Consider the following 13,763-nt stretch of genomic DNA (forward strand, 5'->3'; position numbering starts at 1 on the left):
TCAGCCCCGATATAGCGTATCCGGATAGACGCCGGGCTCCGGATCGGTCGTCAGCCCCTCACCGAGCGGCAGTTGCATGATGATCGTGTCGAGCCAGCGGCCGTGCTTGAAGCCAGTGCCCTTCATCGATCCGCCATGTTCGAAGCCGGCCGCGCGGTGCACCGCCACAGAAGCCGGATGCGCACCGCCGATGACGGCGACCATCTGGCGGAAGCCGAGTTCCGTGCAGCGACGGATCAGTTCGGCCAGCAGAGCCTTGCCCACGCCCTGTCCCCTCGCCTCCGGCGCCAGATAGATCGAATCCTCGACCAGGAAGCGATAGGCCGGCCGTGTCCGGAATGCCGAGGCATAGGCATAACCAAGCAGGAGGCCATCGGGAGCGATCGCGGTGATATAAGGATAACGATTGCTGACGATCGCTGAAAACCGCAACGCCATTTCCGCTTCGGCCGGAGGGGTTATCTCATAGGAGGCAACGCCGTTGAGGACCGATTCCCGGTAAATATCGGTGATGGCCGGAATGTCGGCAAGGGTGGCATCGCGCAGGGTGAAAGACATGGGAAAGGCCTGATTGGGTGGAGCGGCTTGTTCTCTGCCATACCGACATGGTGCGATCAAGCAAGCTCAGAACTTCGGCGCCAGGCAACAAAAAAAGGCGGCCAAAGCCGCCTTTTTCGATTGTTTGCCGGTTTCGACTATTCGCGGTTTCCGAGGAAACGCAGCAGGAACAGGAACAGGTTGATGAAGTCGAGGTAAAGCGTCAGTGCGCCCATGATGGCCTTGCGGCCGGCGACTTCGGCACCGTCTGCTTCAAAGTACATTTCCTTGATCTTCTGGGTATCCCAGGCAGTCAGGCCGGCAAAGATCAGAACGCCGATGACGGAGATCGCAAAATCAAGCGCGGACGAGCCGAGGAAGATGTTGACGATCATGGCGATGATCAGGCCGAACACACCCATGATCAGGAACGAGCCCATGCCGGACAGGCTACGCTTGGTGGTGTAGCCATAGAGCGATAGACCGCCGAACGAAGCCGCCGTGACGAAGAACGTCTGGACGATGCTCTGGCCGGTATAGATCAGGAAGATCGACGACAGCGAAAGACCCATCAGGCCAGCATAGACCCAAAAGGTGGTCTGCGCGGCGGACACGCTCATGGAATTGATGCGGAAGCTCATGTAGAACACCAGTGCCAACGGCGCGAGTATGACGACCCACTTCAGCGGGCTCACGTAAATCGCCTGACCGAAGGCGGTCAGCTGTCCGTCCGCAAATGCGAATTGGAAGGCGGCGAAGGCGGCGATACCGGTGATCGCCAGACCAAGGGCCATCAGGTTGTACACCTTGAGCATATAGGTGCGCAGACCTTCATCGATTACGGCCCCCGTCTGCGCACCAGTCTGCGCCGTCCGGGTTTGGTAGTTTCTAAGATCAGCCATAGTTTCCTCTTATAAGCCCCGGTTAAGTTTACGGTGTCAGGCCACGAGGGCGCGTCGTTTTCAAGATGCCAGCCACCCGGCCCAGGCGCCGCTGCGGGGCTCCAGCATGCCTCAGTAGAATATGATGTCGAAATATGACTTGCACAAGACCGGTAGGGCCGTGAATCGCTCGAAAAGCAGCCCTGAACGCCTTTTGCGCCATAACGTTAACGGTTAACTGGCCGATCAGAGTTCTCGCAGCACCGGTGCGGCTTTCTGGCCGAGCACCCGCCAGGTGCCGGCAAGGCCGAAACCGACGGTGACGATCAGGGCGACCGCCATTGTCACCAGGGCAACGTCCGGCAGGAAGGACGACGGTAAGGTCATGACCTGGCTCACCACGTACCACGCCGCCATGCCGCCAGCAAACAGCGCAAAGATGGCCGTCGACAGGCCAAGCATCGCGTATTCGTAGCAGAAGGCGCGGATCAGCGTCGAGCGCGTCGCCCCGAGCGTCTTCAGGACGACGGCATCGTGGGTGCGGGCGCGGTTGCCGGCAGCCAGTGCTCCAGCCAGCACCAGAACCGAGGCGACGAGCGCGACGGCGGCGGCAGCGCGGATGGCGGTCGCAAGCTGCCCGAGCAGTTGATTGATGATATCGAGCGCATCCTTGACGCGGACACTGGTGATCGTCGGATAGGCATTGGTCACGGCCTTCAGCGCCGCCGCCTCATCAGCCGCCGTGGCGTTGGGATCGATGACCGTGGCGAGCCAGGCATGCGGCGCGCCGGCAAAGGTGTTCGGCGAGAACACCATGACGAAATTGATCGAGAGGGATTCCCATTCCACCCTGCGGAAATTGGCGATCCGGGCGGTGATATTGCGGCCGAGTACGTTGATAGTGACGGTATCGCCGAGCTTCAGGCCGAGTTCGCCGGCTTCTTCCGCCGAAAAGGAGACGAGCGGCTCGCCGGAATAGTCCGGCGCCCACCAGCTGCCCTGCGTCAGGGACGAATTTTCCGGCCGGTTTTTAGCATAGGTGATGCCCCGGTCGCCACGCAGGACCCACTGTCCGCCTGGCGGCACATTCATCTTGGTCACATCCTGCCCGTTGAACGCCAGGATACGGCCGCGCAGCATCGGCACTTCGACGATCTTGCCCTGCGGTAGGGTCTTCTGCAGCAGCGTGCGGAAGCCATCGACCTCGGCGCTCTGAATATCGACGAAGAAGAAGTTCGGCGCCCGCTCCGGCAGGTTGCCGGTGAGCTCTCGGCGCAGATTGCCGTCGATCAGCGCGATCGTGACGAGAAGCGCAAGACCGAGGCCGAGCGACAGGACCACGGACGGCGTCAGCGCGCCGGGGCGATGGATATTGCCGATGGCGAGCCGGAACGCTGGTGAGCTGACACGCGGCGACCGGCGGGCAAGCATGGCGACGAGAACGGCGACGCCGCGCAGCACGATGAAGGCGAAGGCAATGGCACCGAGGAAGGTGAGCGAGATCCTGCGGTCATAGGCCGTCAGGATGGCAAGGCCGGCAAGCGCTGCAAGGCAGAGAGCGGCGGCCAACAGATAGGGCCAGGACGGCAGGCGCGACCGTTCGAAGCTCTGCTCGCGGAAGAGCGCGGTCGCCGGCACCTCGCGGGCATGGCCGAGCGGGAGGATGGCAAAGGCGAGCGCGGTCAGGAGGCCGAACAACGCGGCAAGGCCAAGTGCGGCCGGATAAAGCTGGAAGGCGGTGGACACCGGCAGCATCCCGGCCAGGAATTGCGCCGCGACAAAGGGAATGAGTGCGCCGAGCACAAGGCCGATGCCGATGCCGATCAGCGCGATCATCAGGATCTGGATGAGATAGATGGCCGTGACCGTCGCGGCGGGCGCACCGACGCATTTGAACGTCGCGATGACGCCTCGCTTGGAATCGAGGTAGGAGCGCACCGCATTGGCAACGCCGACGCCGCCGACGATGAGGGCGGTCAGGCCGACGAGGGTCAGGAACTGCGAGAAACGGGTGATGTTCGCCGTCAGCGCCGGCGCCGCGTTCTGGCTGGTGCGGATCGACCACCCGGCCTGCGGGAATTTCTCCTCGGCCTGCCGGCGCAGGGCGGGAACGCTGGAGGGATCGTCGACCTTCACCTTGTAGACATGTTCGACGAGACTTCCCGTCTGCACCAGCCCGGATGCCGTAAGCGCCTCCGCGGACAGAAGCAGGCGCGGCGCAAAGCCGAACCCGTCCGACAGGGCGTCTGGCTCGCGAATGATCAGGCCCGAAATACGGATGCGGGCCGTGCCGAGCAGGATTTCGTCGCCGGCCTTGATGCCGAGCCGCTCCAGAAGCAGTGGGGCCGCAAGCGCATCATGGACACCGCCATGACTGGCCAGCAGGCCGGCGAGCGGTGCCGCCGGCTCGCTTTCGAGCTTGCCGTAGAGCGGATAGGCGCCATCGACGGCCTTCAGCTCGACCAGCGCCTGGTTGGAGCCATCGGGAAGCCGAGCCATGGACCGCAGACCGGCAGACACCGCGATCGTGCCCATGTCATCGATGAATGCCTTTTCCTCAGGCGTGGCGACACGGTTGTTGAGTTCGAAGCGGATATCGCCGGCCAAAAGCTCGCGGCCCTGGCTGGCGATCGACATGGTGATCGACTGCGACAGCGAGTTGACGCCGGCGATGGCGGCCGTGCCGAGCGCAACGCAGGCGAGGAAAATGTAGAAGCCCTTCAGGCCGCCTCGCATTTCGCGCAGCGCCAGGCGAAAGGCCAGCCCAAGACGAAGGCCGCTGGCAACGTGCGCCGTCATGCGGAAACCGCCTTCGACAGCGATGCGGCAACCAATGGGTCGTGCCCGGAACCGGAGAGGATTTCACCGGAACGGACCCGCACCTGGCGTGAGCAGCGGGCGGCAAGCGAGGCATCATGGGTCACGAGGACGAGCGTCATGTCGCGCTCGGCCTGCTTGGAGAAAATGAGATCGGCCACCTGGCGGCCGGTTTCGGCATCGAGATTGCCGGTGGGTTCATCGGCAATGAGGAGCTTCGGCGCCGGCGCCAGCGCGCGAGCGATCGCCACGCGCTGCTGCTCGCCGCCGGAAAGCTGGCCGGGATAATGCGACAGGCGCTCGCCAAGGCCGACGGAGGCGAGCTCCTGCCGGGCGATCTCGAAGGCGTTGCGGACATTGGCAAGCTCGAGCGGCACGGCGACATTTTCGAGTGCCGTCATGTTCGGGATCAGATGGAAGGACTGGAAGACGATGCCGATATTGCGGCCGCGGAATTCCGCAACCCGGTCTTCGCTCAAGCCGTGCAGCGGCGTGCCATCGATGGTGATTTCGCCGCTGTCGAGGCGTTCCAGACCGGCGAGAACCATCAGCAGCGTCGACTTGCCGGAGCCCGAGGGGCCGACGATGCCGACCGATTCACCGGCGTCGATGATCAGATCCATGCCCTTCAGCACATGAACGGACGCGGCGGCCTGGCCGAGTGTCAAATCCGCATTTTTCAGTTCGATCATGGTTTTTGCCAAGGGAAACTGTCCTATATATGTATAATATGGAGATTGCCGGAAGGGCTGACTTTTACCGATTTAAGGGCGCATTCATGCGATTAAAAGGTTTCATGGCATTTTTGTTGGCGATCACGGCAATTGTGATCGCCTCGGTCCCGGCCCATTCCGCCACGCTCAATCTCGTCGGCTTTGGTGACAGCCTGATGGCCGGGTACCAATTGCCGCCGGAAGATGCCTTTCCCGCCCGTCTGGAAAAGGCCTTGCGCGCAAAAGGCCATGACGTGACGATCGCCAATGCCGGGGTTTCCGGGGATACGACCTCGGGCGGACTGGCGCGGATCGACTGGTCAGTGCCCGAGGGCACCAAGGGCGTGATCCTCGAACTCGGCGCCAATGACGCTCTGCGCGGCATCGCGCCCGAAGAAAGCCGCAAGAACCTTGTCGCCGTGATCGAGAAGCTGAAATCGCGCGGCATCGCGGTCCTGCTTGTTGGCATGCTGGCGCCGCCGAACATGGGCGGCGACTATGCCGGCCGGTTCAATCCGATTTATCCGGAGCTTGCCAAGACCTACGGCACCGAACTCTATCCATTTTTTCTTGACGGCGTGGTGGAGAATGCCAAGCTCAAGATCGAGGACGGCATGCATCCGAACGGCGATGGCATCGGCATCATGGTCGAGCGCTTCCTGCCCGTCGCCGAACGCTTCGTGCAATCGCTTTCAACAGGAGGCTGAGGAACCGGGAAAAAAATGAACTCTTGTTCAACGACTGTTAATTGCGTTGGATAAATATTGCAGGTGCGAAATTATAGTTGCGCGCAGGTGTCAGGCGTGATTCGCTGACGATATCTGCTAGAGATTCGGGGAGCTCGTCATGCCGAGACTTTTCACCGCCCTCGAGATACCGCGTAATGCCGCGATGAGCCTTTCATTGTTGCGTGGTGGTCTACCCGGTGCCCGCTGGATCGATGTGGAGAACTACCACATCACGCTCCGCTTCATCGGTGACGTTGACAACCGAACCGCAGACGAGATCGTCCACCGCCTCGACCGCATCGAACGCCCGGAATTCCAGTTGCAACTGACCGGCACCGGCGCCTTCGGTTCGAAGAAACCGCACTCCGTCTGGGCCGGCGTCAGCAACCCGCCGGAACTCTATGCCCTCCAGGCCGAAATCGAGCGCATCTGCCAGCGGCTGGGCCTACCGGCCGATCCGCGCAAGTTCACGCCGCATGTGACGCTTGGCCGGCTGCGCTCGTCGCGGGTCGAGGATGTCGTCGGTTACCTGTCGGGACGCGGCGGCTTCTTCACCAGCCCCTTCACCGTCTCACGCTTCGTGCTCCTGTCATCGCGCGATTCGATCGGCGGCGGCCCATACATCACCGAAGAGGTCTTCCCGCTCTACGAGCCAGCCTCTTCCAGCCTGCCGATGAGCGACAAGCATCCCTCGGAAAGCATGCTGTAGACGGCTTCGAAGCCTTCCGGGCCTCCATGATAGGGGTCGGGCACGTCACGCTCGGCGCCCAGAGTATAGTCGAGGAAAAGATGCAGCTTGTGCCGTGCTGCCGGCGGCGCCAGCGAGCGCAGTGTCGCGAGATTGCTCCGGTGCATCGCAAAGATCAGATCGAAAGCCTCGAAATCGCCGGCATCGATCTTGCGGCCGCGCTGGCCGGTAATATCGATACTGTGGCGCCTTGCCACGGCAATCGAGCGATGGTCCGGCAGGTCACCGATGTGCCAGCCGCCCGTTCCGGCGGAATCGACATCGGCCGGACGGCCCTGCGACAGATGCCGCAGAATGCCTTCGGCCAGCGGCGAACGGCAGATATTGCCGAGACAGACAAAGAGAATTCTGACAGGTTTCATTTTATCCAAAAGGCGCGAGGAAGGTTGAACCTATCCAAGGCTGCTGCGTTGTGAAACCACAAATGTTGCCGTCACCAATAAGGGGGAATTGCCATGAAACAGGAAAAGCTTACTGCAGAGACCGTTGCCGAGAACCTGCACAAGATGGAGGGCTGGGTGCTTTCGGAAGACGGCTTGTCGATCTGGAAGACCTTCCGGTTCAGGAGTTTCGTCGAGGCATTCGGCTTCATGAGCGAGTGCGCGCTGGCGGCGGAGAAGTTTGGCCATCACCCCGAATGGTTCAATGTCTACAACAAGGTAGACGTGACGCTGACGACGCATGATTCCGGCGGGCTGACCGAACTGGACTTCAAGCTCGCCGCGCGCATGGACCGCGCGGCGGCGGGGCGCATGCCCGACCATATGAAGGAGGCCCATTTGAAATAGCCGTAGCGCTCACCATATGGTTTTCCATGACAGACATTTCCCATGACGGACGGGGCAAAGAAGATGGATGACGTCAAGATCGGCGAGATTTTGCTGCCTGGCGAGGAGAGCGAACAGGAGGCAAGGGCCCGCAAGGTCGAGCGCCGCTTCTGGCCCACCCTGAAGCGCGCCATGCGGCAGGTGCCGTTCAGCCGCGACCTCGTTGCCGCCTATTATTGCGCCATGGATCCTGCGACGCCGATGCGCACGCGTGGCATCCTTCTCGGCGCGCTCGCCTATTTTGTCCTGCCGTTCGATTTCATCCCCGACGTTCTCGTCATGGTCGGTTTTTCCGATGACATCGCCGTGCTGACAGCCGCCTTCGCCGCGATCGCCGGCCAGATCAAGGAACAGCACTACGTCAAGGCGGACGAGGCATTGCAGGACAAGCTGCCGGACTGAGCCGCCGGCGGCGCGCGGCGAAATGCTATCTTGCCAACATCGTTCCCCTTTTTTGACGGCCTTCGCCGTCAGGTTTTCTCAGTATCCCACGACAGGTACGGCGCTTTTGCCAAAGGTCAAACTCTTGCCTGATTCTTTGTGACATAAACGAGCGTCAAGCATGCTTTGGCTGATGGGAGCCGCACAACAAGCCAAGCGCGCAAGGCAGACGGAATTCGGCACTTTCTCGCCGGGAACCGTTCCCTGGATTTTTGCAAAAACCGTGAAGCAATCAGGCTGGCATCGTTCGGGCGCGTCTTTGCCATCCTGAACCTCGGGCCTGAAGCTCGAGCAGGATTTGCGTCGCAATCTGTTCCGTACTAAAGCGGATGCGCAGTGAATTCAGAGAATGTTGACGGTTTGGTAACCTGAATTAAGTCAAAATAAATCAAATCGTGACCAGCGTTGCCCGGCTGATGCTGATCGGGCTCTGGCAGCCAAGAAACCGGCAGGACAAGATGTTTGTAAGAAAGTTCATCACCGCATTCGCACTCGTGACGGCATTTGCCGGGGCCGCTTCGGCGCAGTCGCCGACCCGCATCCAGCAGTTCAACGCCTGGGGTGCCTATTCCTATACATCCGGTGCCAGCAAGGTCTGCTACGTTCTGTCGGTGCCGAAGGAAAAGAGCCCGGCCAATGTCGATCATGGCGATATCTTCTTCCTCGTGTCGCAGCGCCCCGGCCAGAACATCTCTTACGAGCCGCAGGCCATGATGGGTTACCCGCTCCAGGAAAATTCGAAGGTGACCGTCACCATCGACGCCAAGGACTTCGTCATGTTCACCAAGGGCAATTCGGCCTGGGTGGAGAATGCGGCCGAAGAACCGGCGCTCGTCGCCGCGATGAAATCCGGCAAGGCGATGTCCGTTGCCGCCAAGTCGCGCAAGGGCACGCCGACGGCCTACTCCTACTCGCTGTCGGGCATTTCGGCCGCGCTGAAGCAGATCGAAGGCTGCAAGTAAGACTGTTCGTTCTCACCGAATCTCCAGAAGGCCGGCTCGTCCCGGCCTTCTGCCGTTAAGGCATTCGTCTTTTTGCAGATCTGCCCTGATGCGCCGGAGGGTGACGCCAGGCAAAAACCGTGCTAAAGGCCCGCAGCATGATGGCTGCGCGGATCCCTGACGGTCCCGAGACGCGGCAAGCGAACTCTGATCTCAGCATTTCACGCGACCGGCCGCAGGCGAAAGCGCTGAACGGGCTTTGCGTATTCAAGACACGGGAACTGGCGAGAATGGCCGCGACTGAAGCACTCAATCTGGACCGCCCCATCAAGGCACCGGTGCGTCCGGCCATGCCCGCCGAGATGCCGTCGCTGATCGGTCTTTCGCGCGGGGACATGGGCAAGGCGCTGGCCGACATCGGCGTTCCGGAAAAGCAGGTGAAAATGCGCGTCAGCCAGCTCTGGCACTGGCTCTATGTACGCGGCGTCTCCGATTTCGACCACATGACCAATGTGTCGAAAGACATGCGCGAGATGCTGAAGAAGCATTTCACCATCGCCCGGCCGGAAATTGTCGAGGAGCAGATTTCGACCGACGGCACCCGCAAGTGGCTGTTGCGCTTTCCGCCGCGCGGCGCCGGTCGCCCCGTCGAGATCGAGACCGTCTACATTCCGGAGGAAGGCCGCGGAACGCTGTGCGTTTCGAGCCAGGTTGGCTGCACACTCACCTGTTCCTTCTGTCATACGGGCACGCAGAAGCTGGTGCGCAACCTGACGACTGAGGAAATCCTTTCGCAGCTGCTGCTTGCCCGCGATCGCCTCGGCGACTTCCCGGACCGCGATACGCCAGCCGGCGCCATCGTGCCGAACGAAGGGCGCAAGGTCACCAACATGGTGATGATGGGCATGGGCGAGCCACTGTACAATTTCGAGAACGTCAAGACGGCGCTGCTGATCGCCACTGATGGCGACGGCCTGTCGCTGTCGAAGCGCCGCGTGACGCTCTCGACCTCCGGCATCGTTCCGGAAATCTTCCGCACCGGCGAGGAAATCGGCGTCATGCTGGCGATCTCGCTGCATGCCGTGAAGGACGATCTGCGCGACATGCTGGTGCCGATCAACAAGAAGTATCCGCTGAAGGACCTGCTTGACGCCTGCCGCGCCTATCCGGGCCTGTCGAACGCGCGACGCATCACCTTCGAATATGTGATGCTCGAAGGCGTCAATGACAGTCTCGAAGATGCCAAGGAACTGGTGCGGCTCCTGAGGGGCATCCCCGCCAAGATCAACCTGATCCCGTTCAATCCGTGGCCAGGCACGAACTATCAGTGTTCCTCCTGGGAGCATATCGAGAAATTCGCAGATTTCATCAATGCCGCCGGCTATGCCTCGCCGATCCGCACGCCGCGCGGCCGCGATATTCTCGCCGCTTGCGGCCAGCTGAAATCGGCTTCCGAGCGCATGCGCAAGGTCGACCGCATGGCCTTCGAAGCCATGATGATCTCCAATCACGGCGAGGATTGATCGATTGACTTGGCTGCGGCGGAAAGCGGAGGCGCCTTGTCTTTCCTCGGCCCGCCCGGTTACCGCGATTGCGCGAACAGGATCTTCACCGCGAAGATCGAGAAGACGCCCGCGAAGGTGAAGTCGATGCCGCGCATGACGCTCTTCTTGCGCTGCAGCCAGCCGGAGAGCCAGTCGGCCGTCAGGATGACCAGCACGTTGACCGGCATCGCCGCGACGATGAAGAAAAAGCCGAGGAACAGCAGCTTCTGCGTCACGGCCGGATCGTTGGCGGTGACGAATTGCGGCAGGAAGGTCATGAAGAAGATGATGACCTTCGGATTGAGCAGATTGACCCACAGCCCCGTCGAAATGTTGGCCACGGCGGATGCGTCGGTATCCTCCACTTTTTTCACCGATAGGCTCGATCCAAAGCGGATCGCCTGCACCGCCAGCCAGAACAGGTAGGCGGCACCGCCGGTCTTGAGGATCATGAAGGCTGTGGGCGAGGCGGTGATCAGCGCCGAGATACCGAAGGCGACGAGCAGCGTATGCACGACGCAGCCAAGACTCGTTCCGATCACGATGAAGAAGGCGGCCGCCTTTCCCTGCGACAGCGCCCGGCTGATCGACAGCGTCATGTCGGGACCCGGCGTCGCGGCCAGAAGCAGCGTTGCTGCGGTGAAGGCGAGTAGCGTCGGCAGGCTGGGCAGAAAATCCATGGTGAGGTCCTCGAAGGGCAACGTGCGCAATCGCTGGAGCATGTATCGAAAACACCGCTAAGCCGCCAGTATAAAAACGGCTCGCAGCCTCTTTCAAGGAGGGGCACGATGCGCACTGGTTCACAGAGTGGAACATTTTCCTTTTTTCAGGTATTCTTATAAACGGAGACAGGAAAGGAGAAGGGCTGAAGACAGGAGAGAAGCTGATGGGAAAACTCGCGATCCTCATGATTTCGCTGATCACAGCCTTTACAAGTATTGCACCGGCACAGGCCTTTCCGCCCGTCAATATGGCAACGACCGTCAAAAATCCGGATGTTATCGACGTCCGCCACCGGCGCTATCATGGCCGCCATGACTATCGTTACGGGCGGCACTATTACCGCCACCACAGGCACAACTATGGTGGCGCGATTATCGGAGGTCTTGCGGCAGGCATGATCTTCGGCGGCATGCTTGGCTCCCCATATTATGGACCGAGCTACTATGGCCCGGGAGCCTTTTACGGTCCCGGGGCGTTTTATGGTCCGAGGGCTTTTTATGCTCCTAGAGCTTACTATGGTCCCGGAGCGTACTACCCACGGGCTTACTATGGCGGCAACGCTCATGTTCGCTCGTGCTACGCCCGCTATCGGTCCTATCGCGCCTGGGACAACACATACCAGCCATATTATGGCCCTCGCCGGCCGTGCCTGTAAGGACCGGCCGATCAGACTGGTGCCCGTCGTCATCCCTGGCGGCGGGGCGGTCTTTCACGCTGCCCGACATGAAACCGCTCTTCGACCTGCCCGATAAAGGCGCGCTGGACGCAAATTCCCTCGATCGAAAGGCTTGCGCACCCCGGCAATCTCGCTAAAAGTGCCCCAGAATTTTTCCCGCGAAATCCCTTGGGAGCGCGATCCCGCGCTTTCCGACAGACGGACAGACAAACATGGCAAAGCAAGTCAAGAAGGTCGTTCTCGCCTATTCCGGCGGTCTCGACACCTCCATCATCCTGAAGTGGCTGCAGACTGAACTTGGTGCCGAAGTCGTCACCTTCACCGCCGATCTTGGCCAGGGCGAAGAACTCGAGCCGGCGCGCAAGAAGGCGGAGATGCTGGGCATCAAGGAAATCTACATCAAGGACGTCCGCGAGGAGTTCGTGAAGGATTTCGTTTTCCCGATGTTCCGCGCCAATGCCGTCTATGAAGGCGTCTACCTGCTCGGCACCTCGATCGCCCGGCCGCTGATCTCCAAGCACCTGATCGAGATCGCCCGTGAAACAGGCGCCGACGCGATCGCCCATGGTGCTACCGGCAAGGGCAACGACCAGGTCCGCTTCGAGCTGTCGGCCTACGCTCTGAACCCGGACATCAAGATCATCGCCCCCTGGCGCGACTGGTCGTTCAAGAGCCGCACCGACCTCTTGGAATTCGCCGAAAAGCACCAGATCCCGGTTGCCAAGGACAAGAAGGGCGAGGCTCCCTTCTCCGTCGACGCCAACCTCCTGCATTCTTCCTCCGAAGGCAAGGTCCTGGAAGATCCGGCAATCGAAGCCCCGAACTACGTCTATATGCGCACTATCTCTCCGGAAGAGGCGCCGGATGTGGCAACCACCGTCAAGATCGGCTTCCGCAAGGGCGACGCCGTTTCGATCGACGGCAAGGAGATGAGCCCGGCCTCGATCCTGACGGCGCTCAATGCGCTTGGCCGCGATAACGGCATCGGCCGCCTCGACCTCGTCGAAAACCGCTTCGTCGGCATGAAGTCGCGCGGCGTCTACGAAACCCCCGGCGGCACGATCCTGCTTGCCGCCCACCGCGCCATCGAATCGATCACCCTCGACCGGGGTGCGGCACATCTCAAGGACGAGATCATGCCGCGTTACGCCGAGCTGATCTATTACGGCTTCTGGTTCTCGCCGGAGCGCGAAATGCTGCAGGCGCTGATCGACAAGAGCCAGGAGCATGTCGAGGGCGAAGTGACGCTGAAGCTCTACAAGGGCAACGTCATGGTCACCGGCCGCGAGAGCGCCAAGTCGCTCTATTCCGACAAGCTGGTCACCTTCGAGGACGACCAGGGCGCTTACGACCAAAAGGACGCGGCCGGCTTCATCAAGCTCAATGCGCTTCGCCTGCGCACGCTGGCAGCGCGCAACCGCGACAAGTAAGCGGAACACATCGAACGATCCAGGCCTGCATCCGCGCGGATGCGGGCCTTTTCATTGCGCGCTACTCACCTGCGGACGCGGCGGACGCAATCCTCGCCGCGGAGCCGTCGCGACACCAGCCCAGGCAGACCGATCCGAGGAAATAAGGCACCGTCTGCATCAGCGTGCCAATCCCGAAGGCTGCCGGCGTCATGCTCACGCGCTCGCTCAGGATGAATGGCGGCAGCACCTAGGCACGGAACATGTGTAGACGATAATAAACCCATCACGAAAACATCACAGGCAAACACAGCCGATGACAACCGCGTGCATCGCGGACGCGTGAATTGATCGTGTTCTCGCGGCGGGCGCACAGTTCGTCGCGGGGCAATCAAGCCCGCTCACTGGGAGAGAGACATCATGTTGAGGACAATTCTGGCCACCACTTTCATCGTTTCCGGCCTATCGGCACCGGCCCTCGCCCAAGGCGGCATGATGGCCTGCGACGAGGCATCGATCATGAAGACCGAGGAAATGGCCAAGGGCATGACCGATCCGATGAAGAAGGACGCGATGATGATGGCGATGAAGGAAGTCGACAGCGCCAAGATGGCCATGAAGGATGGCAAGACCGACGATTGCGCCGAGCATCTCAACAATGCGATGAAGGCAACCGAAGCGAAGTAGTTCGAATTGTCTGGCGAGGCAGGGCCCTCAAAAGCCCTGCCTCCGTCTTGACGGAATCGACAACGCAAGGTGGAATGGCTCTCCACGCGCA

At 61.0% G+C, this 13,763-nt stretch carries 15 protein-coding genes; 9 read left to right on the forward strand and 6 right to left on the reverse strand.

Translation table 11 applies throughout. The annotated features are described in order from the left end of the window. The 4 genes from ACSQ2Z_RS01865 to ACSQ2Z_RS01880 all read right to left on the reverse strand — a co-directional run bounded on the left by ACSQ2Z_RS01865 (position 1) and on the right by ACSQ2Z_RS01880 (position 4,939). Positions 1 to 558 carry an N-acetyltransferase family protein gene (locus tag ACSQ2Z_RS01865; protein ID WP_436079645.1) on the reverse strand — a complete coding sequence of 186 codons (558 nt, stop codon included), beginning with the start codon at positions 556 to 558 and terminating at the stop codon, positions 1 to 3. Positions 559 to 695: 137 nt separating this feature from the next. Further along, positions 696 to 1,439 carry a Bax inhibitor-1/YccA family protein gene (locus ACSQ2Z_RS01870; RefSeq protein ID WP_436079646.1) on the reverse strand — a complete coding sequence of 248 codons (744 nt, stop codon included), beginning with the start codon at positions 1,437 to 1,439 and terminating at the stop codon, positions 696 to 698. 225 nt (positions 1,440 to 1,664) lie between these two features. After that, a complete protein-coding gene (locus ACSQ2Z_RS01875) occupies positions 1,665 to 4,217 on the reverse strand; it encodes an ABC transporter permease (protein ID WP_436079647.1) in 2,553 nt (850 codons plus the stop codon). After that, positions 4,214 to 4,939, reverse strand: coding sequence for an ABC transporter ATP-binding protein (locus ACSQ2Z_RS01880; protein WP_436079648.1), 726 nt, complete (start codon positions 4,937 to 4,939; stop codon positions 4,214 to 4,216). The genes ACSQ2Z_RS01875 and ACSQ2Z_RS01880 overlap by 4 nt, the downstream gene beginning before the upstream one ends. 74 nt (positions 4,940 to 5,013) lie before the next feature. Here ACSQ2Z_RS01880 and ACSQ2Z_RS01885 point away from each other — a divergent pair, with 74 nt between their 5' ends. Together ACSQ2Z_RS01885 and thpR are read left to right on the forward strand one after the other, a co-directional pair. Continuing rightward, on the forward strand, positions 5,014 to 5,655 hold the full coding sequence (locus ACSQ2Z_RS01885; protein ID WP_436079649.1) for an arylesterase: 642 nt from the start codon (positions 5,014 to 5,016) through the stop codon (positions 5,653 to 5,655). A 139-nt stretch (positions 5,656 to 5,794) separates the two neighbouring features. Beyond that, positions 5,795 to 6,385, forward strand: coding sequence for an RNA 2',3'-cyclic phosphodiesterase (thpR, locus tag ACSQ2Z_RS01890; protein ID WP_436079650.1), 591 nt, complete (start codon positions 5,795 to 5,797; stop codon positions 6,383 to 6,385). Here thpR and ACSQ2Z_RS01895 read toward each other — a convergent pair. Next, the gene (locus ACSQ2Z_RS01895) at positions 6,322 to 6,786 is read right to left on the reverse strand and encodes a low molecular weight protein-tyrosine-phosphatase (RefSeq protein WP_436079651.1); all 465 of its coding nucleotides are present in this window, start codon (positions 6,784 to 6,786) and stop codon (positions 6,322 to 6,324) included. The two genes, thpR and ACSQ2Z_RS01895, sit on opposite strands and share 64 nt — an antisense overlap. 93 nt (positions 6,787 to 6,879) lie before the next feature. Between ACSQ2Z_RS01895 and ACSQ2Z_RS01900 the strand changes: the two genes are divergently transcribed. The 4 genes from ACSQ2Z_RS01900 to rlmN all read left to right on the forward strand — a co-directional run bounded on the left by ACSQ2Z_RS01900 (position 6,880) and on the right by rlmN (position 10,156). Continuing rightward, positions 6,880 to 7,212: a 4a-hydroxytetrahydrobiopterin dehydratase gene (locus ACSQ2Z_RS01900; protein WP_436079652.1), complete on the forward strand. Its 333-nt coding sequence runs from the start codon at positions 6,880 to 6,882 to the stop codon at positions 7,210 to 7,212. Between the two features lie 63 nt (positions 7,213 to 7,275). Next, positions 7,276 to 7,653, forward strand: a complete 378-nt coding sequence (locus ACSQ2Z_RS01905) for a YkvA family protein (protein ID WP_436082942.1) — start codon at positions 7,276 to 7,278, stop codon at positions 7,651 to 7,653. A 497-nt stretch (positions 7,654 to 8,150) separates the two neighbouring features. After that, positions 8,151 to 8,654: an invasion associated locus B family protein gene (locus ACSQ2Z_RS01910; protein ID WP_436082943.1), complete on the forward strand. Its 504-nt coding sequence runs from the start codon at positions 8,151 to 8,153 to the stop codon at positions 8,652 to 8,654. 329 nt (positions 8,655 to 8,983) lie between these two features. Then, entirely contained in the window at positions 8,984 to 10,156 is a 1,173-nt protein-coding gene (gene rlmN, locus ACSQ2Z_RS01915; protein ID WP_436082944.1) for a 23S rRNA (adenine(2503)-C(2))-methyltransferase RlmN, read from the forward strand. Positions 10,157 to 10,215: 59 nt separating this feature from the next. On the opposite strand, the gene ACSQ2Z_RS01920 is transcribed toward rlmN, so the two are convergent. Then, positions 10,216 to 10,857, reverse strand: coding sequence for a LysE family translocator (locus ACSQ2Z_RS01920; RefSeq protein WP_436079653.1), 642 nt, complete (start codon positions 10,855 to 10,857; stop codon positions 10,216 to 10,218). A gap of 206 nt (positions 10,858 to 11,063) precedes the next feature. Here ACSQ2Z_RS01920 and ACSQ2Z_RS01925 point away from each other — a divergent pair, with 206 nt between their 5' ends. From ACSQ2Z_RS01925 to ACSQ2Z_RS01935, 3 genes are all read left to right on the forward strand, one after another. Further along, positions 11,064 to 11,555 carry a BA14K family protein gene (locus ACSQ2Z_RS01925; RefSeq protein ID WP_436079654.1) on the forward strand — a complete coding sequence of 164 codons (492 nt, stop codon included), beginning with the start codon at positions 11,064 to 11,066 and terminating at the stop codon, positions 11,553 to 11,555. Positions 11,556 to 11,788: 233 nt separating this feature from the next. Continuing rightward, complete coding sequence (locus ACSQ2Z_RS01930) at positions 11,789 to 13,006, forward strand: argininosuccinate synthase (protein WP_436079655.1); 1,218 nt, start codon at positions 11,789 to 11,791, stop codon at positions 13,004 to 13,006. Positions 13,007 to 13,405: 399 nt separating this feature from the next. After that, entirely contained in the window at positions 13,406 to 13,672 is a 267-nt protein-coding gene (locus tag ACSQ2Z_RS01935; RefSeq protein WP_436079656.1) for a hypothetical protein, read from the forward strand. The last annotated feature ends 91 nt before the right edge of the window (positions 13,673 to 13,763 follow it).

Origin of the sequence: Pararhizobium sp. LjRoot235 (assembly GCF_964254145.1) — a bacterium.
Classification (GTDB): domain Bacteria; phylum Pseudomonadota; class Alphaproteobacteria; order Rhizobiales; family Rhizobiaceae; genus Pararhizobium.